Origin of the sequence: Stenotrophomonas sp. LMG 10879 (assembly GCF_002750935.1) — a bacterium.
Lineage (GTDB): Bacteria > Pseudomonadota > Gammaproteobacteria > Xanthomonadales > Xanthomonadaceae > Stenotrophomonas > Stenotrophomonas lactitubi_B.
The window spans coordinates 279905-301072 of record NZ_PEJT01000003.1 but is presented as its reverse complement, the minus strand read 5'-3'; the positions used below and the strand labels follow the sequence as shown (position 1 = coordinate 301072).

19 protein-coding genes are annotated in these 21168 nt (G+C 64.6%); 14 read left to right on the top strand and 5 right to left on the bottom strand.

The genetic code is table 11. The features are described from left to right. The first annotated feature begins 101 nt into the window (after positions 1–101). The 4 genes from CR919_RS06470 to CR919_RS06455 all read left to right on the top strand — a co-directional run bounded on the left by CR919_RS06470 (position 102) and on the right by CR919_RS06455 (position 2382). Positions 102–503, top strand: a complete 402-nt coding sequence (locus CR919_RS06470; protein ID WP_089239384.1) for an HU family DNA-binding protein — start codon at positions 102–104, stop codon at positions 501–503. A 293-nt stretch (positions 504–796) separates the two neighbouring features. Continuing rightward, on the top strand, positions 797–1105 hold the full coding sequence (locus CR919_RS06465; protein ID WP_099819298.1) for a DUF3861 family protein: 309 nt from the start codon (positions 797–799) through the stop codon (positions 1103–1105). A gap of 176 nt (positions 1106–1281) precedes the next feature. Next, positions 1282–1704 carry a hypothetical protein gene (locus tag CR919_RS06460; RefSeq protein ID WP_343124855.1) on the top strand — a complete coding sequence of 141 codons (423 nt, stop codon included), beginning with the start codon at positions 1282–1284 and terminating at the stop codon, positions 1702–1704. An 81-nt stretch (positions 1705–1785) separates the two neighbouring features. Next, positions 1786–2382 carry a DUF1439 domain-containing protein gene (locus tag CR919_RS06455; protein WP_099819296.1) on the top strand — a complete coding sequence of 199 codons (597 nt, stop codon included), beginning with the start codon at positions 1786–1788 and terminating at the stop codon, positions 2380–2382. Between the two features lie 101 nt (positions 2383–2483). Here the strand turns inward: CR919_RS06455 and CR919_RS06450 are convergent, their stop codons facing one another. Together CR919_RS06450 and CR919_RS06445 are read right to left on the bottom strand one after the other, a co-directional pair. Next, complete coding sequence (locus CR919_RS06450) at positions 2484–3026, bottom strand: type 1 glutamine amidotransferase domain-containing protein (protein ID WP_099819295.1); 543 nt, start codon at positions 3024–3026, stop codon at positions 2484–2486. Between the two features lie 172 nt (positions 3027–3198). After that, a complete protein-coding gene (locus CR919_RS06445) occupies positions 3199–3666 on the bottom strand; it encodes an SET domain-containing protein-lysine N-methyltransferase (protein ID WP_010483549.1) in 468 nt (155 codons plus the stop codon). 210 nt (positions 3667–3876) lie between these two features. Here CR919_RS06445 and CR919_RS06440 point away from each other — a divergent pair, with 210 nt between their 5' ends. The 5 genes from CR919_RS06440 (at position 3877) to CR919_RS06420 (ending at position 9178) form a co-directional block, all read left to right on the top strand. Beyond that, positions 3877–4332, top strand: coding sequence for an SUF system Fe-S cluster assembly regulator (locus tag CR919_RS06440; RefSeq protein WP_025873978.1), 456 nt, complete (start codon positions 3877–3879; stop codon positions 4330–4332). Positions 4333–4349: 17 nt separating this feature from the next. Next, entirely contained in the window at positions 4350–5825 is a 1476-nt protein-coding gene (gene sufB / locus CR919_RS06435) for a Fe-S cluster assembly protein SufB (protein WP_099819294.1), read from the top strand. A 73-nt stretch (positions 5826–5898) separates the two neighbouring features. Then, the gene (sufC, locus tag CR919_RS06430; RefSeq protein WP_089239372.1) at positions 5899–6663 is read left to right on the top strand and encodes a Fe-S cluster assembly ATPase SufC; all 765 of its coding nucleotides are present in this window, start codon (positions 5899–5901) and stop codon (positions 6661–6663) included. Beyond that, positions 6663–7925, top strand: a complete 1263-nt coding sequence (gene sufD, locus CR919_RS06425; protein WP_099819293.1) for a Fe-S cluster assembly protein SufD — start codon at positions 6663–6665, stop codon at positions 7923–7925. The genes sufC and sufD overlap by 1 nt, the downstream gene beginning before the upstream one ends. Next, positions 7922–9178: a cysteine desulfurase gene (locus CR919_RS06420; protein ID WP_088101583.1), complete on the top strand. Its 1257-nt coding sequence runs from the start codon at positions 7922–7924 to the stop codon at positions 9176–9178. Before sufD ends, CR919_RS06420 begins: the two co-directional genes overlap by 4 nt. 258 nt (positions 9179–9436) lie before the next feature. Here CR919_RS06420 and CR919_RS21025 read toward each other — a convergent pair whose 3' ends face one another. The 3 genes from CR919_RS21025 to CR919_RS06410 all read right to left on the bottom strand — a co-directional run bounded on the left by CR919_RS21025 (position 9437) and on the right by CR919_RS06410 (position 16251). Next, positions 9437–9772, bottom strand: coding sequence for a hypothetical protein (locus CR919_RS21025; RefSeq protein ID WP_133119594.1), 336 nt, complete (start codon positions 9770–9772; stop codon positions 9437–9439). Between the two features lie 143 nt (positions 9773–9915). Then, a complete protein-coding gene (locus CR919_RS06415) occupies positions 9916–10929 on the bottom strand; it encodes an RHS repeat-associated core domain-containing protein (RefSeq protein WP_099819292.1) in 1014 nt (337 codons plus the stop codon). A 3-nt stretch (positions 10930–10932) separates the two neighbouring features. Continuing rightward, positions 10933–16251: an RHS repeat domain-containing protein gene (locus tag CR919_RS06410; protein ID WP_099819291.1), complete on the bottom strand. Its 5319-nt coding sequence runs from the start codon at positions 16249–16251 to the stop codon at positions 10933–10935. 242 nt (positions 16252–16493) lie between these two features. Here CR919_RS06410 and CR919_RS06405 point away from each other — a divergent pair, with 242 nt between their 5' ends. From CR919_RS06405 to CR919_RS06385, 5 genes are all read left to right on the top strand, one after another. Further along, entirely contained in the window at positions 16494–17033 is a 540-nt protein-coding gene (locus tag CR919_RS06405) for a GNAT family N-acetyltransferase (protein WP_099819290.1), read from the top strand. Continuing rightward, positions 17030–17362, top strand: a complete 333-nt coding sequence (locus CR919_RS06400; RefSeq protein WP_099819289.1) for a non-heme iron oxygenase ferredoxin subunit — start codon at positions 17030–17032, stop codon at positions 17360–17362. Before CR919_RS06405 ends, CR919_RS06400 begins: the two co-directional genes overlap by 4 nt. Positions 17363–17524: 162 nt before the next feature. Then, on the top strand, positions 17525–17932 hold the full coding sequence (locus CR919_RS06395; protein ID WP_099819288.1) for a hypothetical protein: 408 nt from the start codon (positions 17525–17527) through the stop codon (positions 17930–17932). Positions 17933–18086: 154 nt separating this feature from the next. Further along, positions 18087–20369 carry a TonB-dependent siderophore receptor gene (locus tag CR919_RS06390; RefSeq protein WP_099819287.1) on the top strand — a complete coding sequence of 761 codons (2283 nt, stop codon included), beginning with the start codon at positions 18087–18089 and terminating at the stop codon, positions 20367–20369. A gap of 70 nt (positions 20370–20439) precedes the next feature. After that, positions 20440–21159, top strand: coding sequence for a tetratricopeptide repeat protein (locus CR919_RS06385; protein WP_099819286.1), 720 nt, complete (start codon positions 20440–20442; stop codon positions 21157–21159). Positions 21160–21168 lie beyond the last annotated feature (9 nt).

Below are 21168 nucleotides of genomic sequence, written 5' to 3'. Positions count from 1 at the left end.
CGCTCCAGGCTATTGGCGGCGCCCAAGAGTTGCCCTACATTGCGCTTGCCGACGGGGTTCGGCGCCGACCAAACAACCAACCGTTCACGGAACAGGAAACCATGGCAAAGACCGCTAAGAAGGCTGCCCCGAAGAAGGCAGTGAAGAAAGTCGCGACGAAGGCTGCCGCCGCCAAGCCGGCCGCTCCGAAGCCGATCAAGGAAGTGCTGACCAAGTCGGGCCTGGTTGCACACATCGCTGAAGTCTCCGGCGTTGTCGCCAAGGACGTCCGCGCTGTGCTGGCCTCGCTGGAAGGCGCTGTCGCCGCTTCGGTGCACAAGAAGGGCGCCGGCTCGTTCACCCTGCCGGGCCTGCTGAAGATCAGCACCGTCAATGTGGCAGCCAAGCCGAAGCGCAAGGGCATCAACCCGTTCACCAAGGAAGAGCAGTGGTTCGCCGCCAAGCCGGCCACCACCAAGCTCAAGGTTCGCCCGCTGAAGAAGCTCAAGGACGCTGCGCTCTAAGCGCGCGCCCTGCAGCGGATACCTGACGGGACGGCCTTGGCCGTCCCGTTTTTATTTACCCGCTCTCCAGTAGATCCACGCCACGCGTGGATGCCGCCCCCTGCGACCCCGCAACACAGCGTTTCCCGCGCCCGCGCAATCACCCGCACAGGCCCGCCGCCCATGGCCGCGCCGCTGTTTTTCCAGTGCAGGAACGAACCGGGTGGAACACTGCGTGCAGCCCCGGCCATCGCCGCCGACCGATGCCTTGCCTATGGTGGAGCCATTCCTCCCCACCAGCGCGAGCACCCCTCATGGCCAGCCCCTCCACCCGCTACCGGATCTCGGTGACCCCGATCGAAAAGGACGGGCACCAGTGCACCGGGCGCTGCACCATCGAACTGGAACACCGCGCCAGCCGCGACCTGATGCGCCTGCTGGAATCAGCCCCGCGCACGGCCGGGCTGAGCGGCGACGAACGTGCCACCCTGGTGGTGGCGACCCAGCTGCTGCGTGACATCGTGCAGCGCCATGCGGACACCGACGGCCATGCGCTGGCCGCTATCGCCGCCCAGGTGCTGCCGGCGCTGGATGCGCTGGAGCAGCTTCCCTCTTCGCGCTGAGGCGGCCCCGGCCGCTACACTGCCGCCTTCCAGGTCGCCTCGGGGAGGAGGCAGACATGCGCGGTTTTCTTTGCTTGTTGATCCCGTTGCTTGCGGTGGGGTGTTCCAACCCGCCGCCTCAGGCGGATTCCACGACACCAGACTCAGCCCCCGCCGCAACCACCGCTTCCGCACCAATGACGGAAGCGGCATCGGAGGCGGCTTCCGTCGACGCCATCACCATCGACCCGCTGTATGGCGCCGTTGCCATCGGCAGCGAATCGCCCGCAGCGATGCTCAACCGCTACATGCTCGACCTGCTCAACCAGAACAAGGCGCGCAGCGATGCGGCCTGGGCCTACGCCCCGGCCGACCCGCGTCACGCTGACGACGCCGTGCTGCGCCTGCTGCCCGACGTACGCAACCTGCGCCTGGACAGTGATGTGGCGGTGCCGCGCGACGATGGCCAGCCGCCGCGCCTGCTGCAGGTGCCGGTGAAGATCCGCGCGGTGACCGCCGAAGGCACCTTCCGCTACCACGGCTGGTACCGCGTACAGCCCAGTGCCGACGGCCGCGCCTGGCAGATCCAGTCGGCCAGCCTGCAGCCAACGCTGGACTGAACCGTTGCAGCGGTGTGTACCCGCGATTCAGCGGGCAAAGCTACTCTGTAGGCCTCTTCGATCCTTCTTCCGGTCACCACCATGCGCCTGCGTTCCCTGATGACCCGCCTTGCCGCCTCGACCGTGCTGATTGCTGCCGCGATCGGTGCGCAGGCCGCCCCTTCGATCTCCGGTCGTGAACTGGCGGTCGGCGCCAGCGACGTGCAGCAGTACCTGGACGGCAGCTTCCCGCGCACCCAGGACGCACTGGGCGGCCTGATCGCACTGACCATGAGCCACCCGCAGCTGAGCCTGCCGGCAGGCGAACGATTGAACCTGGGCATGGACGTGGCGCTGGCCACTGCGGGCGGCAACCCGGCCAAGCTGGGTACCGTGAAGCTCAGCAGCGGCCTGCGCTATGACGCGCAGACCCAGGGCTTCCACCTGCAGCAGCCGACCGTAGATGATTTCACCCCGGCCAGCCAGGGCGGCCGCCTCGACTCCCGTACCCGCGGCCTGCTCAACGCATGGCTGAGCGACTACGCCCAGCGCGAACCGATCTACAAGCTGGACCCGGCCGTGGCCGGCCTGCTCGGTGCCCTGCAGGTGCAGTCGGCGCAGGTAAAGAACGGCAAGCTGGTGGTGACCTTCAACCAGAACCTGGGCAACCTGGTGCCGGCCGGCGTCCTGGGAAAATAAGCTCCCGCCAGATACGGTAGCGCCGGGCCATGCCCGGCGGCTTCTGCCCTTTCCGCGCTTCGCGCTCGCCGGGCATGGCCCGGCGCTACCGCATCACACCATCACGCCGCCAGCGCCTTCACCAGCGCCTCGCTGAAAGCGGGAATGTCATCCGGCTTGCGGCTGGTGATCAGGTTGCCGTCCACCACCACTTCCGCGTCGCGCCAGCGCGCGCCGGCATTGGCCAGATCCTGCTGCAGCGACGGCCACGACGTTACCTCATGTCCCTTGGCCAGCCCGCTGTTGATCAGCAGCCAGGGGCCGTGGCAGATCGCCGCCACCGGCTTGCCGGCATCGGCCACGCCGCGGATGAAGTCCAATGCCGCTTCGTTGGTACGCAGGGTGTCCGGATTGATCACGCCGCCGGGCAGCACCAGCGCATCGAAGCGGCCGGCATCGGCCTCGTCCAGCGGCTGATCCACGGCGACCGAATCACCCCAGTTCTTGTCCTTCCAGCCCTTGATGCTGGCCTCTTTGGCCGGCGAGACCACGCTCACCCGCGCACCCTCCGCTTCCAGCAGGCGCTTGGGCTCGATCAGTTCGGACTGCTCGAAACCGTGCGTGGCGAGGATGGCGATCTGCTTGCCGCGTAGGCGCTGTGTCATGTCGTGCTCCAGATGAAGGGGAGCGGACAGGGTGGGCGAAGGCGCATTGAACGACGGTGACCTGGTCGTGCACGGCAGGTGCAGAAACGCCCGGGTAGCGCCGGGCCATGCCCGGCGGCTCCTGATTCCGCCCGCGCTTCGCGCTCGCCGGGCACGGCCCGGCGCTAGCGGATCAACGCTTGGGCTGCAGCATCGTGCCGGTGCACTTGGGCGAACCGCAGCGGCACTCCCAGATCTTCTTCAGCTTGGCCGTATGCCGCTCGGCCAGGGTGATGCCGTAGTTGTAGGTCAGCTCTTCGCCGGCCTTGATGTCGCGCAGCGCCTCGATGAACACCTTGTCGCCGCGGCTGTCACCGTCTTCGTCTTCCTCGATCACCGCCTCGCAGTTCGGGTCGCAGCTGTGGTTGATCCAGCGCGCGTCGTTGCCCTTGTAGTTGGCATCGATCACCCAGTCGTCGTTGAGGGTGAACAGGAACGTATGGCCGCTTTCCACGTCGCCACTGTCATCGGCATCGACATCGCCGTGGCTGCGCAGCAGGCCCTTGTACTGGATCACGCGCTCGCCCTGCTTGATCGGGGCCACGGAAAACACACCGTTGCCGTGGATGGCGGACTTGCGGGCTTGGATCTTCTTGGGCATCGGCAAGAGACGTTTGCAGCGAAAGGAACGTTGATTCTCGCCCATTCCGGGTGATTGCGAAAATCACCCCCATGCCCCAGCATGTCGCCCCGTCGGCCGCCCTCGGCCGCCGACCTGCAGCCGGCCCCAAGCGCCCGCTGAATGGCCGGGTTGGATGCCGGTGAATAAAAGCGTACAATTTCAGTCCGCTTTAAGAACCACTCGCATCCCATGTTGCGCGTCACCAAGCTCACCGATTACGCCACCGTCGTACTGACCGTGCTCGCCGCCCGTCCGGGCGAGGTGCTCAGTGCCACCGAGCTGGCCGAATTCACCGGTCTGGAGCCGCCCACCGTCAGCAAGGTGCTCAAGCCACTGGCCCAGGCCGGTCTGGTCGAAGGCCTGCGCGGCGTCCGCGGCGGCTACCGCCTGACCCGCCCATCGATCGAGATCTCGCTGTTTGAAGTGGTTGAAGCCATGGAAGGGCCGTTGGCCCTGACCGAGTGCAGCCACGACCACCACCAGTGCGGCATGGCGCCCAAGTGCGGCGCACGCAGCAGCTGGCGGCTGATCAACGACGTGGTCTCCGAGGCCCTGCGCGATGTCAGCCTGGCGCAGATCCTGCCCCCTCTTCCCCTTGTCGACGAAGAACAGCGCCGCACCATCGCTGTCGACGTCGTCTCCTGATCCGTAGGCAGCCCCCCATGGCCACCGAAACCATCGAAACCGTCGCCAGCGACGACACCCCCAACCGCGAGATCCACGAGCAGCTCGGCCGCAAGTATTCGGCCGGCTTCATCACGGACATCGAGTCGGACTCCCTTCCCGCCGGCCTGGACGAGGACACCATCCGCGCCCTGTCGGCGAAGAAGGAAGAGCCGGAATGGATGACGCAGTGGCGCCTGGACGCCTACCGCCACTTCCTGACCATGCCGATGCCGAACTGGGCCAAGCTGCAGATCGCCCCGATCGACCTGCAGGCGCTCAGCTACTACTCCGCGCCGAAGGGCCCGAAGTACGCCTCGCTGGATGACGTGCCGAAGGAACTGCTGGACACCTACGACAAGCTGGGCGTGCCGCTGCACGAACGCGCCAAGCTGGCCGGCGTGGCCGTGGATGCGGTGTTCGATTCGGTCTCCGTCGGTACCACCTTCCGCAAGGAGCTGGCCGAGAAGGGCGTGATCTTCTGCTCGATGTCCGAAGCCATCAAGGAACACCCGGAACTGGTGCGCCAGTACCTGGGCACCGTGGTGCCGGTCGGCGACAACTACTTCGCCGCGCTCAATTCGGCGGTGTTCTCCGATGGCAGCTTCGTCTTCATCCCCAAGGGCGTGCGCTGCCCGATGGAACTGAGCACCTACTTCCGCATCAACGCCGGCCACACCGGCCAGTTCGAGCGCACGCTGATCATCTGCGAAGAGAAGGCGTACGTGTCCTACCTGGAAGGCTGCACCGCGCCGATGCGCGACGAGAACCAGCTGCATGCGGCGGTGGTCGAGCTGGTGACGCTGGACGATGCCGAGATCAAGTACTCCACCGTGCAGAACTGGTACCCGGGTGATGAGAACGGCGTCGGCGGCATCTACAACTTCGTCACCAAGCGTGCCGAATGCCGTGGCGCGCGCAGCAAGGTCACCTGGACCCAGGTCGAGACCGGCTCGGCGATCACCTGGAAGTACCCGTCCTGCGTGCTGCTGGGCGACGATTCGGTGGGTGAGTTCCACTCGGTGGCGCTGACCCACCATCGCCAGCAGGCCGACACCGGCACCAAGATGATCCACGTCGGCAAGCGCACCAAGAGCAAGATCATCAGCAAGGGCATCAGCGCCGGCCGCGGCCAGAACACCTACCGCGGCCTGGTGAAGATCGACCGCAATGCCGACGGCGCGCGCAACTACACCCAGTGCGATTCGCTGCTGATCGGCAAGCAGTGCGGCGCCCACACCTTCCCCTACATCGAGGTGAAGAACCCGGGCGCGACCGTCGAGCACGAGGCCACCACCTCGAAGATCTCCGACGACCAGCTGTTCTACTGCCGCGCACGTGGCATCAGCCAGGAAGACGCGGTGTCGATGATCGTCGACGGCTTCTGCAAGCAGGTGTTCCGCGAACTGCCGATGGAGTTCGCGGTGGAAGCCAAGAAGCTGCTGGAAGTCTCGCTGGAAGGTTCGGTGGGCTGATCGCCCGCCCTGCCCTCGCACAACGCATTCTTTTTACCGGCGGGCCGCGGCCCGCACCACGGAAACCCCCACCATGCTGAAGATCGAAAACCTCCACGCCCGCATCGGCGACAAGGAAATCCTCAAGGGCCTGTCCCTGGAAGTGAAGCCCGGCCAGGTGCACGCCATCATGGGCCCCAACGGCGCCGGCAAGTCCACCCTGGGCAATGTCCTGGCTGGCCGCGACGGCTATGAGGTCACCGAAGGCAGCGTGCAGTTCGAAGGCGTCGACCTGCTCGACCAGGACCCGGAAGCGCGCGCCGCAGCCGGTCTGTTCCTGGCGTTCCAGTACCCGGTGGAAATCCCCGGCGTGAACAACACCTACTTCCTGCGCGCCGCGCTGAATGCACAGCGCAAGGCACGCGGCGAGGAAGAACTGGATTCCATGCAGTTCCTCAAGCTGGTTCGGCAGAAGCTGGCCGTGCTGCACCTGAAGGACGAACTGCTGCACCGTGGCGTCAACGAAGGCTTCTCCGGTGGCGAGAAGAAGCGCAACGAGATCTTCCAGCTGGCCGTGCTCGAGCCGAAGCTGGCGATCCTGGACGAAACCGATTCGGGCCTGGACATCGATGCGCTGAAGAGCGTGGCCGACGGCGTCAACGCGCTGCGCAGCGCGGACCGCTCGTTCCTGGTCATCACCCACTACCAGCGCCTGCTGGACTACATCAAGCCGGACGTGGTGCACGTGCTGGCCGATGGCCGCATCGTCAAGAGCGGTGGCCCGGAACTGGCGCTGGAACTGGAAGCGCACGGCTATGACTTCCTGAAGGACCGGGTCGTGCCCGAGGCGGCGGTCTGATGAGCGCCCTGCTCGACTCCATGGCCCAGGCCTTCTGCGGCAGCGATGCGCGCCGCGAAGTGCTCGACAGCGTGCTGCGCGACGGCCTGCCCGGCGCACGCAGCGAAAGCTGGAAGTACACCTCGCTGCGCCAGCTGGAGCGCCGCAGCTTCACGGCCGCGCCGTTGGCCCCGGCGCTGCTGGATGTCGCCGTGCTGGAGGACATCCCGGCACCGCGCCTGGTGTTCGTCAATGGCCGCCTCGACGACGCGCTGAGCGACGTGCAGGGCCTGCCGGCCGGCGTGCAGCTAGAAACGCTGTCTTCCGCGCTGGCCGCTGGCGAGGACGCCGTGCGCTTCCTCGGCCGCCGCTACGAGCGCAGTGACGACGTGTTCGCCCGCCTCAACGCCGCCCTCGCCGATGAAGGCGTGGTGCTGCGCGTGGACGACGGCGTGCAGGTCGAGGTGCCGCTGCAGCTGGTGTTCGCCAGCGTCGCCGGCGACACCGACCTGGCCTGGCATCACCGCCACCTGATCGAACTGCGTGCGGGCGCCAGCCTGGGCGTGGTCGAGCACCGCTTCAGCGTCGGTGACTCGGCGCACCTGGACAACACCGTGCTGCACGCCCACGTCGCCCGCGATGCGGTGCTCAAGCACGCCCGCGTGCAGGCGGGCAGCGCGCGCCAGACCAGCTTCCTGCGTACCGACGCGGTACTGGCCAAGGACGCGCAGTACCACCGCGTGGACCTGGAGCTGGGTGCCGCGCTCAGCCGCCATGAACTGAACGTGCGTCTGGAAGGCGACAACGCCCAGCTTACCGCCAATGGCGTGCTGCTCGGCACCGGCCGTCGCCACGTCGATACCCGCCTGGGCATCGACCACATCGCCCGCGACACCAGCGCCGAGCTGCAGTGGCGTGGCGTGGCCGCCAACCGCAGCCGCGTGGTGTTCCATGGCGGCATCCAGATCCGTGCCGGCGCCGATGGCACCGACGCCAACCTGTCCAACAAGAACCTGCTGCTGTCGGCCGACGCCGAGATCGATACCCAGCCGACGCTGGTGATCGACGCCGACGAAGTGAAGGCCGCACACGGTGCCACCGTCGGCCAGCTCGACGCCAACGCGTTGTTCTACCTGCGCTCGCGCGGCCTGCCGCAGGCCCAGGCGCAGGCGCTGCTGAGCGCCGCGTTCTGCCACGAACCGCTGAAGGTGCTGCCCGAAGCGCTGCGCGAGCAGCTGGCACGGCGCTTGGACAAGGCGCTGGCCGAGGCGGGCGTGGCATGAACCTGTCCACCCCGCGACCGATCGAAGCACCCGCCGACGCCCCCGACTGGGCGCGCGTACGCCTGGACTTCCCGCTGCTGATGCGCGAAGTGCACGGCAAGCCGCTGGTCTATTTCGACAACGCCAACACCGGCCAGAAGCCGGTGCAGGTGATCGGCGCGGTGGACGAGTTCTACCGCCGCTACAACGCCAACGTCAGCCGTGCCGTGCATGCGCTGGGCACCGAGGCCACCGACGCCTACGAGGGCGCGCGCAACAAGCTGGCCCGTTTCCTCAACGTGCGCAGCAATGATCTGGTGCTGTGCAGCGGCACCACCTTCGCGATCAATCTCGTTGCCTACTCCTGGGCGCTGCCGCGGCTGAAGGCCGGCGACGTGATCTTGGTGTCGCGCATGGAGCACCACGCCAACATCGTGCCGTGGCAGTTGGTCGCCCAGCGCACCGGCGCGACCATCCGCGTGGCCGAGATCACCCCCGACGGCGCGCTGGACCTGGACGCGCTGCGTGCGGCGATGACCCCCGAGGTCAAGCTGCTGGCCGTGGCCCATGTCTCCAACGTGCTCGGCACCATCAACCCGGTGCGCGAGATCTGCCGCGAAGCCCGCAAGCGCGGCATCATCACGGTGGTCGACGGCTCGCAGGCCGCACCGCACCGCAAGGTCGATGTCACCGCGATCGGTTGCGACTTCTACGCCATCACCGGCCACAAGATGTGCGGCCCGACCGGTACCGGCGCGCTGTGGGCGCGTCGCGAGCACCTGGATGCGATGCCGCCGTTCCTGGGCGGCGGCGAGATGATCAAGGAAGTCAGCTTCGACGGCACCGTGTTCAACGATGCCCCGCACAAGTTCGAAGCCGGCACCCCCAACATCGCCGGCTTCATCGGCCTCGGCGTGGCGGCCGACTATCTGCAGAACGTCGGCCTGGACCACGTGGAAGCGCGCGAAGCCGAGCTGCTGGCGCACTTCACCGAAGAGCTGCGCCGGGTCGATGGCCTGCGCATCATCGGCGAGGCACCGGAAAAGGCCGCGGTGGTGTCATTCCTGATCGACGGCGCACACGCGCACGACCTGGCTACACTGCTGGATCTGGAAGGTGTAGCCGTGCGCTCGGGCCAGCACTGTGCGCATCCGCTGCTGCAGTACTACGGCGTGGCGGCGACCTGCCGTGCGTCGTTGGCGTTCTACAACACGCATGAAGAGATCGAGCGGTTCATGACCGCGTTGACGAAGGTGCGGAAGTTGTTGGGGTGAGTTTCCAGCAGCAGCTGGGAGAGACGAGAACGCCGCGGAAGACCGCGGCGTTTTTGCTTCTAGCGACTTCCCAAATTGACCCGCTATATGACGGCCGTAAAAGGCGGCTTGCGGAGAAAAAATCACATATACCAACCAATGCAATTCCACACAGAACGCCCGCGAGGCGCGAACTTCCGTTATGCATCAGACGAGCAACGACAAGCCGCACCAACAAGGCTCGCCAGGCACCTGCCACCAACCCAATCGACTCATCCGCTACAAACTCAATTGAACGCCTTCCATTACACCCATCCGATCTACATCCACTGGAGCACTTGGGGATCTGGGAGCACCATCGCGATTCCAGCGAAACGTGCCGGTCACCCGCAAGAATTTTTTCTCCCCATCCTCAACCGAAGGGATCTCTCGAAAGGCACCTGGACTTGATTCTGGATAGGCCACCAATGAACTGAATGAGTCCCTTGCGTCCAGTTCATCACGCGAGGGAAAGAACAAGATCGCACCATTGACCTGATCCATCCATGCATGGAAAGAAACCAATCGCCCGTCAAATTTTTCTGGCTGAGACAACAGCGCAGACATCGTGGTCATGCACGTTTCAGCTCCCAACTCATTTCCACGAAATTTACAGGCGCTTGGAGTTCCCGCGGAGCCCACATCTTGACTGGATGAGGAACAAGCGCCAAGGATGAAAACTAGCGTAACGACTGCAAACCACCGGCGTCTGGGATCCATCATTTCACCTTAAAGAAGTAGTCTTCGGCCGCAATGTACGCGCCAGGGCTCGTTCTAGCATTGACCGCTCCATTCATGCCTCTGAAGTCGAATCCCATGACGGAACCGCTAGGAGTGGCCACATAGCTGTTAACACCTGCAGATCTTGCTCTCTCCAGATCACCGCGGTAGAGACTCCCCTCCCATCGACCACCGCAAAAACAGGATCCCTTCCAGTAGCTGAATGCTGTATTCACGGGATGTGTATGGGCAATGGCCACCCTGACACCTGGGCCTGCGTAGTTGTTCTGCCCTTGAACTACGCTACCCGCTCCAGCGCCCGCAGTGGCATCACCCAAAGCAAAGTTGACAGCTGTGTAAGACTGATCGGAAAGCTGCGCGATATCAGCCCCTACTTCCAAATTGGTTGCACTGGTTACAGGCCGCGCAACTTCCGCAAAGTATCTGGCAGATCTAGCCTCCGAACTTTGTCGATTAGGAATACTGTTCGCCCTGTCGATGTACGCTTGCGGATCCCTCTTGATTGCCGCCAACTGCCCGCGAGATAGACTTTTTCCGCCTGCATTCTCGGTCATTCTGCAGTCCCAGTCCTTCCCGCACGCTCGCCGTCCATCAGGGTCGATTAGGCTATATGGGTTTGCATTTGCATATCGATACCGGCCAAAAGCATTCACCGAGCTCTGGAAAGCCGAAACCGGATCAACGCTCAGGAACGATGAAGTTGTCGGATCATAGTACCGCTGCTGCATGTAGCTCAGACCTGTGCCCGAGTCCGTCACATGCCCGGTGTACCCAGGACCATCTTTCAACGGCCGATTGACCACGGCCCCATACGGTTCATACACCCTCCGCTCGATTACATTGCCGGTGGCATCGGTTATCGCCACCGGTGAGCCCAAGGCGTCGGTGTGGATGTATTCCACCACTTCCTGGGCCGCAGCCGGTGCAGCACCGGCCATAGTCGCCACCACAAGAAGCGCTGCGCGAATCAGTAGAGAAGTGACTCCATTCATGGCTCAGTCCCAGCTCAGTACACCGCGGGTGACGGGATGGTCGGCTGACCACGACGAGCAACCGCCTGCATTGCAGGCACGCACGCGATAGTTGCCTGCACAATACGCATTGCCGTTTGCACTCACATAGGCGTTGGGCCCCGTATACAGACGCTTGCCACCGCCACCACTCTCAAGCTGGTACTCGGTGGCGTCGGCCATTTGGCTCCACCCCACCGAGCACTGCACCTGGTAGGGCGCCTTGCGCGTGGTCAGCCATTCCGCCAGATAGAAATGGGGCGTCCCTGGCGGAAGTGCCACTGTTACCGTCACGATGCCTGAGTAAGGGCTGCACCCCACGAAGTTGCAGGCACGCACGCGATAGGCATAGCTGCCCTTGCCGCGGTCCGCGCCGAAGCTGTTAGCACCGCCGTTATGCACCACGGTCCAACCACCGCCGTTGGCGCTCTCCTCCAGGATGAAGCTTTCGCTGTTGGCCGGCACTGACCAGCTGAAGCTGTACTGCGGCACATTCACCAGGCCCGGCGCGCTGATCACCGGCTCGATCGTCGGCGCACCGATCACGGCAACCGCTGCAGATCCCGACCACGGCCCGCATCCAGCGCCGTTGCAGGCGGCCACGCGGTAGGCATAGTTCCCCACACCACGTGCGGGCGTTGCAAAGGACACCACATGTGCATCCATCAGCGTCACCCACCCACCGCCATTGGTGCTTTCCTGCAGCGTGTAGCGGTCAGCACCGCCAATTCCGTTCCAGCCGATGCCAATGCTGCCCGGTGCCGAACGGGCCGGCGCTGATACTCCCGGAACACTCGCAGGCGGGTAGACCACCGCCACCGCAGCGCTACCGCTGTAGCTGGTACACCCCACCGGATTACACGCGCGGACACGGTAGTTGAAGCTGCCTCCCGGTTTGCCGGTGAACCCCTTGGATTGGCCCACCGCATTGTGGACCTGGGTCCAGGCACCACCATTGGCACTCTCGTCGAGCTCAAAGCGCTCTGCACCGGCAGAGGCCGACCAACTGACGCTGTAGCTGCCGTTGAAGGCGGTTGCCGGTACGGTCAGCACAGGCACCGTAGCCGGCGGCAGTTCGACGGCAACCGAAGCGGTGTTGCTCCACTCACCACAGACCACGCGACAACCACGCACACGGAACTGATAGGTACCGGTAGCCAGACCGGTACTGGTGAACGCCTGCACCGCACCGTCGAAGATCGTGCTCCAAGTACCCGCTTGGGCACGCTGCAGCTCATAGCGGTTGGCGCCACCGGCCGGACTCCATGTCAAGTTAACGCTGCCTTGGGTGATGTAGCCTGGGGCGCTCAGCGCCGGAATGCTGGGTGCGGCCTCGCCGTGCACCTGCGCCACCAGACTGCCGGACAGGTACAGATAGTCTGTCTGCTTTCCCGTGCGCTCATTGCGCTGGAAACGCAGCACGCCGCCATTGTCATAGAACGAGTAGATGGCGCCCGACTCGCTGTTCCAGGCTTTCACCCGGCGTCCATGCGCGTCGTATAGATAGGCTTCCGTTGCCCCCACCGTACGCAGGCGGTTGCCGTAGTCGAAACCAAACGCCTGGCCATTGCGGATCGAAAGATTGCCCTGCACGTCATAGCCGAGACCGACAACGGTCGCGCTGTTACCAGTATCGACAACATTGACCAGACGATTGGTCGGATCGAAATAATGCGTGCGGTCCCGACTACCGACCTTGGCCCGGCGCAGGTTGTCCAGTGCGTCGTACTCATACAGCGCATTGCCAAAACCAGGTGCGGTAACCGAGCGCAGTCGATCCAGCCCGTCGTAGGCCATGTCACGATTGCCTGGCGCACCCGGCAAGCCATCAGAGATGGCCATCACGTTGCCACCCGCATCGTAGTCGTAGCTGTCATCGAGCACTGCGGCCGCAGCGGTTGCATCGCGACTTCGATCAGGAAGACCACGTGCATTCTGGGTCATCGTATGGACAACGCCATTGCCATAGACGAAGCGCGCCAAGGCACCATTGGCAAAATAGCTGGCCTCCTTCGCATAGCCCGCCACCGATGTGGCGCGGCCGAGTGCATCCGGGGCGTAGCTGGCGATACGCCCGCCCGGATACGTGTTGCTCGCAAGCGTGCCATTGCCATCGTAACCATAGGCGAAGTTCACCGTTCCCAGATCCAGATGCTGCAGCGTCTCGCTGCTGAGCAGACGACGATGGTTGTACTGGTAGCGATTGATGACGAGCGGACGGCCGGCATCGTTCTGCGTACTGATTTCTGCGGGCAGGCCGTCCGGCGTGTATGACCAGGTCTGGTTGCCGCGGCCATCGGGGAAGATCAACGCCAGCAGTCGATTGGCAGCGTCATAGCTGCGCTGAACCGCACGCCCGCTGGCAAGCGCCTCGGCGCGATTGCAGTCGCTGGCGTTGGTCAAACCCGTGCCAGCAGCCGACCACAGGACATTGCCGGCAGCATCGTAGTCCTGCACCGTCGCCCCGGTTTCCGGCTCGATGGTCTTGCACAGCTGCTGGTAACCGTCATAGACATAACGGCGGGTCAGCGCCTGGCTGCCGTCGGCGCTGCGACGGGTGATCGCCAGCGGCTTGCCGAGAACGTCGCGCTGGATCTCGGTCACGACCCCTTCTGGATGCTGCAGCGTCAGCGGCATCTCATAGGTGGGCTGGTCATAGGCCAGGTGCCGTGTTGTTGTCGACTGGCCGCGTGGATTGGTCACCTTCACCGACAGGTTGCCCACGAACTCGGAGCGAGTCACCAAGGCGCCAAGTTCGGACGACTGGCTGACCACGACCGGTCGACCCAGCGCATCGTACTGCGTGCTGGTGCCACCAAGCGACGCGTTGATGTCGGAAAGCGAGCGAACAGGATAGGACGCGAACACTGTTTTGCCACTGGTGTCGTAGCGGGTCACGACTGCGCTATCGAGAACGTTGTTTGCATTTTCAGTGACCAGCACCGGGCGGAACATGGCGTCCAGATAAGTGTCGGTCCGTCTACCGCCTTGGGTTCGGGAATGCTTCCATGCGCCAGCCGGCACGCCGAACTGCGCTCCGCCCAACCGCTGCAGGTCCATGGTCACCGCATTCCAACTCACGGTGTCGCCACCAGGGAACTGCTGGCTGCGTAGGCGCCCCATGCTGTCGTAGCTGAAACTGGTGGTCGCACCGATTTCATCGGTCAACGAGGTGATCCAACCGTTGTCGTCCACCACAACGTTGCGCGTCGCTCCATTGGGAGATTCAGCCGTGGCTGGCATCCGCAACTGCTGCGGCACACCGCGTTTCCAACCGGAAAGATGGCTGGTGTTGCCACGGCCGTCGGCGACCGACGCCACCGTACCGTCGGCTGCGTAGGTCACCTGCTGTGCCAGACGCCCGAAGGCATACGCCCGTATCGGCAACGCATTGGTCGTGTCGAACTCGGTGCGTGATTGCTCAACACCATTGACTACGCTACGCGCTGACTGACCGTTCACCCATAGTGCGAGGTTGTCATAGTAGGTGGTTGCGCTGGTGCGACTCTGCCCGGAGGAGTTGCCCTCGACGACAGTCACTTCGCGTGCAAAAGCGTCGAATGCCTGCACGGTGCGGGTGAACTGCACGCCATCCTGTTCCACGACAGTGGACTGGACAGGACGGTTGTAGTGCGCCTTGAGATCACTCGCCCCGTATTTGAAGTCCTTGCCGGCTTCCTTGGGAAATGGCGCCGAGTCCAGTTGGGCATCCGGGTAGTAATTGTTGCGATCAACGCGCACGACGGAGCCGCCCGAACGCGTCGTGGTCGACAGGAGAAGACCGTCGTTGTACGCCACCTCCTTGCCGAACTCATACACACGCACGACACCGTCAGGCAGCGTCTCGGTGGTGATCTTCGGCTCGGCCTGGCCCGGAGGAATGTCCGGACCGCCCAGATCGTTCGCGTAGGCCCCATTGAGATTGGTGTACTGATAGGTCCACTGCGCCGTGGGCATACCTGGACCACTGATGGTCTTGGCCACAAGCGACATTGCGTCACGATAGATCGGCGTGTAGTTCCAACCATCAGCAAACAGGTGATTGTCGCCGGAAGTCTGGCAATCCAGAGAGACGTTCTTGCGCCCGTGGCGGAACGGCCGGAACAGGAAGGTTCCCAAAGCACCCGAAGGATGCTGGACGGTCATGGATATCTCGCTCGGCACGATCTTGTTCATGCGAGAACAGGTTGCCGGATACTCCATGTACTCCCAGATGTTCTGCCCGATGTAGTCGGCATACTTATGTGTGACTGAAAGCGGCGGCAGGTTGTAGACCCACTGGGTTCCGTCCGGCAGCGTCACCGTCCGCAGGATATCGGCCTCGGTGTAGTCATAGATCCATGTACGCCCTGCTGTCGTGGCAGAAGCGATCAATCCCTTCGCGTTGTAGATCAGGCTGATCTCGCGACCATCGTTGGCTACCATGCGCAGCAGTCGGTCACCACTCCATTCAAAGCGCACCCAGTTGCCGAAGCGATCCACGATCTGCGATGGGTACAGGAACACACGCTTGCGATTCAGAAGCGCGTTGCTTTCCGGCCCGTACGGTTGCAGCGTCGCGCTGGTGTTCGCTCTGGCCACCATCCAGTCGAAGTAATACCTGGTGCCATCAGGTGCATGACCAAGAAATCCTTGCCCCGGCTGACCACTCTTCAACGCGCTCAAACAGCTGAACGTCCAGCCTCCCTTCGTGCTCCAAGGCGCAGGCTCGCCAAACTGCGGCTGCGGCTGGCGCGGGTCACCGTTGCCGCCGAGCACCGGCTCTCCGCCGCCCCCCGGCAGGGAAAGGCGCACGCCGTCCCAGAACGTATGCGTATTGAAGTTGACGATCTGCGTGTGCCGTCGATTCCAGACATCGAGCGCCGGCGGTGCGCCCACCGTCGAACAGCGCGCTGCCGGCGCCCAATAGCCGGCGGCAGCAGTTTCCGGCAGATCACCGTAGACACCTGACAACGATGGAATATCCAAGCCCCAATCGGAGAACGGGCTCTCGCTGCTGCCGTCACCAGCGCTGTAGGTTCGGCTCAGCGTCATCGGCAAGCTGCCATTGCCCGGGATCGAAATATCCGTGGCCTTGAAGCTGATCGAACCGTCATACAGGTTCACCTGCTCACCAAAGATCTCGCCCTTCAGCGGCTCGACAAGATCGCCATACTTCAAGCGCTTGTCATATTCCTGACGCCAAGTCGGCACGATCTGGGCGGAAGCGGTTACCGGCGCCATCACGCAGAGGGCCAGTGCTGTCAGAAGCAGGCCTTTGATGGCGTTTGCCGCGCGCGGATGAGCAATGAGCCGTGACTGCATGAAGATCCTCCCTGGATCGACCTTCCTTGAGAGCCCCGCCCACATCGCGCCACTGTCGATGCTCAGATCGGACGGTGCCCACTCCGGCAGACAACCACACGCTTGAAAACGGTGGGCGGGCACTGCTTCATTTATGAATGAAAAATGAAGATGATGTCAACAAGACGTATCCGACACACTTGGCAAAGCCAGCCGGATCAGCAACCTCCCCGCCTGCCCCCACGCCACCTAAAATGCCCCCCATGAGCACCCTGACCTTCCGCGCCGCCACGTCGGCCGACATCCCCGCCCTGATCACCCTGGTCACCTCGGCCTACCGTGGCGACGCCAGCCGCGTCGGCTGGACCACCGAAGCCGACCTGCTGGACGGCGCCCGCGTCGACGCCGCAGGCATCCAGGGCGACCTGGACCGCCCGCGCTCGACCATCCTGCTTGCCGAACGCGACGGCCAGCTTGTGGCCTGTGCCCACGTCGCCGACGTCGACGGCAAGGGCTACTTCGGCATGTTCTCGGTCGACCCGGCCCAGCAGGGCGGCGGCGTTGGCAAGCAGCTGATGGACGCCGCCGAAGCCCATGCCGCACGCGAATGGAACGTGCCGGTGATGCAGATGACGGTGATCGATGTGCGCGATGAACTGATCGCCTTCTATGAGCGCCGCGGTTACCAGCGCACCGGCATCAAGAAGCCGTTCCCGTATGGCGACGAACGCTTCGGCATTCCCAAGCGCGACGACCTGCGCTTCGAGATCCTGGAAAAGCCGCTGGCCGGAGCCACCGCGTGAGCGAGGCCTGGACCTTTGTCTGCGCTGGCGTCGAACTGCTGCCGGGCGAAATGAAGAGCGTGTTCGACGAAGTCACCGGTACGCCGATCGTAGTGTTCAACCTCGACGGCGAACTGTACGCGCTGGAAGACCAGTGCACGCATGAGGAATTCGAGCTGTCCTCGGGTGAGTTCAACACCGCCGAAGGCAGCGTCGAATGCGTGCTGCATGGTGCCCGCTTCGACGTGCGTGATGGCCGCGCCCTGTGTGCGCCGGCCTATACGGCGGTGCCGAAGTTTCCGGTGAAGCGCGAGCACGACGCGGTGTGGACGCGCGACGACCGCGATTGAAGCCAGGGGCATCCACCCATGGGGTGGATCTACTGGAACAGCCTGAGGGGCCTTTCAGGGACCCTGCGGGCCACCCGGAACCGGCTGCCCGTCCCGTACATGCGAATCATTATCGTTGATGTTATCCTACGTAACATCTTCGTAATGCCCCCCGCCTGCGCCATGGCTTCGTCCGCGCCCACCGCCACGCTGTGCCAGCTCGCCCGTCAGGGGTGGCCGCTGCTCGTGGCCGCGCTGCTGACGCTGCTGCTGGGCTGGTCGGCGCTGCACGAAGGACGCGGTGGCGGCCACGCCGCCAACGCCGGCTGGCAGGCGCATCTGCACGATATCGAGCAGGTCGCTCCGCTGCCGGCCCCTTCCGGCGACGAATGCCCTCATCACGCCGCCCCCGCCCCGGAACCTCCGGTGGATGGTGAAGGCGGCACGCCCTGCGCTGGCACTGCCCCGCCGCGTGCTGCGCTGGTGGCCCACATCCCGTTGTGGCACTCCGATGCCCTGCGCTGGCAGCTCCACGACCCCTCGCTGCGCCTGAATCCCGGCCACGCACCTCCGGCACCGCTCGCCATCTGAGGCGCCCTGCGGCCGTTGCCGTGCGCCTGATTGCGTTTCCGGCCAGCCGAGCACGGCCCGGCTCCATAGAACCCACCTCCTGCCTGTCGCCGCGCGCCCAGCCGTGCTGGCCGGCCCTCGCTCATTCCCCATCCAAGCCACCGCCAACCTGCCCATGACCCACATCAAGACCCGCAAGTACGCACCTCGCGTTTCGGTACTGGCCACCGCCACCCTCGCCGCCGGCTTTGCGCCGCTGGCGGCACAGGCGGCCGACGACGCCGGCGCCAGCAAGGCCACCGAACTGGACAAGGTCCAGGTGCGCGGCAGCTGGTTCAACCCGTCCTCGCCGAAGTTCACCGCCGCGCTGCTGGACACCCCGAAGTCGGTCTCGATCGTCTCGGAAAAGCTGATCGCCGAAACCGGTGCGACCAACCTGCAGGATGCGCTGCGCATGGTTCCGGGCATCACCTTCGGTGCCGGCGAAGGCGGCAACCCGACCGGTGACCGCCCCTTCATCCGCGGCTTCGACTCGCAGAGCAACATGTTCGTCGATGGCCTGCGCGACGTCGGTTCGCAGACCCGCGAAGTGTTCGACCTGGAGCAGGTGGAAGTGGTCAAGGGCCCGAGCTCGGCCTACGGCGGCCGTGACTCCGGTGGTGGCAGCCTCAACCTGGTCAGCAAGACCCCGAAGCTGAAGAACGAGACCACTGCCAGCATGGGCATCGGTACCGACAGCTACGCACGCGGCACCGTGGATGCCAATTACGTGCTGGGCGATGGCATCGCCGCACGCCTGAACCTGATGAAGCACGAGTCGGACATTGCCGGTCGTGACGCGGCCAACGTCAGCCGCTGGGGCATCGCGCCGTCGATCGCGTTCGGCCTGAACGGCCCGGCGCAGCTGATCGCCAGCCACTACCACATGCAGAGCGACGACCTGCCCGACGCAGGCGGCTTCCCGTACGGCAACCCGAACGGCGCACCGGTATCGAAGTGGGTCGACGGCCGCCCGATGGTGCCCGACCGCAACAACTACTACGGCCTGGTGGACCGCGATTTCCAGCGCACCCGCGCCGACATCAGCACCCTGGACGGCAGCTACGACTTCGGCAGCCACAAGCTGCGCAACATCGCGCGCCTGGGCAACACCAGCAACGATTACCTGTGGACCCAGCCGGACGACAGCCAGGGCAACCCGAACAACTACGGCACCTTGTGGCGCCGTACCAACAGCCGCGCCGTCGACGTCAAGAGCTTTGCCGACCAGCTGAGCCTGACCGGTGCGTTCCAGACCGGTGCGCTGAAGCACAGCTACAGCGCCGGCCTGGAATACAGCGATGAAAAGATGACCCGCGGCAGCTACCTGATGACCCCGGGCACCAACAACCCGCTGACCAACAGCAGCAAGTGCCCGACCACCGGCGCCGCCACCGGCTACAACTGCACCAGCTTCGACAACCCGAACCCGAACGATCCGTGGGCGGCCACCCATGCGGTGTACCGCAGCGACAAGGCGCTGGACGTCGAGCAGCGCACCAAGACCACGTCCGCCTACCTGTTCGACACCATCGAACTGAACGCGCAGTGGATGATCAACGTCGGCCTGCGTTACGACGACTTCTCCACCACCCTGACCACCCCGGTGGCCGGCAAGGCGCCGACCCGCGTGCGCAACGACAATGACTTCCTGAACTACCAGGCCGGCATCGTCTTCAAGCCGGCTGCCAACGGCAGCATCTACCTGTCCTACGGCACCTCCTCCACCCCGCCGGGCATGGACGGTGGCGACGGTTCCGATGGCCTCAGCGCCACCGTGGCCGACCTCAAGCCGCAGGACACCAAGAACCTCGAACTGGGCACCAAGTGGGACCTGTTCGACAACCGCCTGAACCTGACCGCGGCGATCTTCCACACCGTGATGGACAACGCGCGCGTGACCGTGGACAACGGCACCAGCCAGAACGCCGGCAAGAAGGAAATCAACGGCGTGGAACTGGGCTTCACCGGCCAGCTGACCGATGCCTGGAGCCTGTACGGCGGCTACACCTACCTGGATTCGGAACTGAAGGACAACGGCTTCGTCTGCGCCGTGTCCGGCCGTACCTGCCCGTCCAACGTCTACGTGCCCTCGCCCTACAACGGCAACGTGTTCCCGAACACCGCCAAGCACAGCGCCACGCTGTGGACCACCTACCGCTTCCCGTTCGGCCTGACCGTCGGCGCCGGCGCCAACTACTCCGACAAGCAGTACGGTGACGTGGCCAACACCAAGTGGATCCCCAGCTACACCCGCTTCGATGCGATGGCCAGCTACGCGATCCAGGACAACATCAGCCTGCAGTTGAACGTGCAGAACCTGACCGACAAGACCTACTTCACCAAGGCCTATGCGTCGCACTACGCGAGCATCGCTCCGGGCCGTTCGGCCACCCTGGCACTGAACGTGAAGTTCTGATGTAACCCGCACCACCCACACGGCGGCAGGATCTCCTGCCGCCGTTTTTGTTTCCGGCGATACTCCGCGCATGGCTTCCAACACCCCGTTTGATTCCGACGCACTGGCAGACCTGCTGCTGCACGACCCGCAGGCCGCCTTTGCGCGCGTGCGCGATGCGGCACAGGCCGGGCAGGTCGAGGCGCAGCTGCTGCTGGCGCAGATGCACATGGAAGGCAAAGGCACGCCGGAAGACGCTGCTGCGGCACTGCTCTGGTACGAGACCGCAGCCAACAACGGCGCGCCGATGGCGATGAACATGCTCGGCCGCTGCCATGAACTGGGCCAGGGCACCCCCGCCAATCCTTCGCTTGCCGCGGTCTGGTACCGGCGCGCGGCCGACACCGGTCTGGACTGGGGCCTGTACAACCTGGCCAACCTGCTGGCCACCGGCCGTGGCGTGCCGCAGGACCGTGCACAGGCACTGGCGCTGTATACCCGCGCGGCGCATCTGGGCCACGCCAAGTCGATGAACCTGCTGGCCCGGCATCTGGAGGACGGACTGGACACCGGACGCGATCCGCAGGCGGCGCTGGCGTGGTATCGGCGCGCGGCCGAGGCCGGCGATTTCCGCGGCCAGGCCAACTACGCCTCGATCCTGCTGCAGGCCGGTGAAACCGAACAGGCCGTGCATTGGCTGCGGCTGGCGCTGCAGCACGGCAGTCCCGCCTTCATGGCGCATATCGTGCCCGAGCTCGCCGCCTCCCCCCATCCGCAGGTGCGCGCCCTGGTCGCACCGTCCGCTTGCTGAGGACTTCCG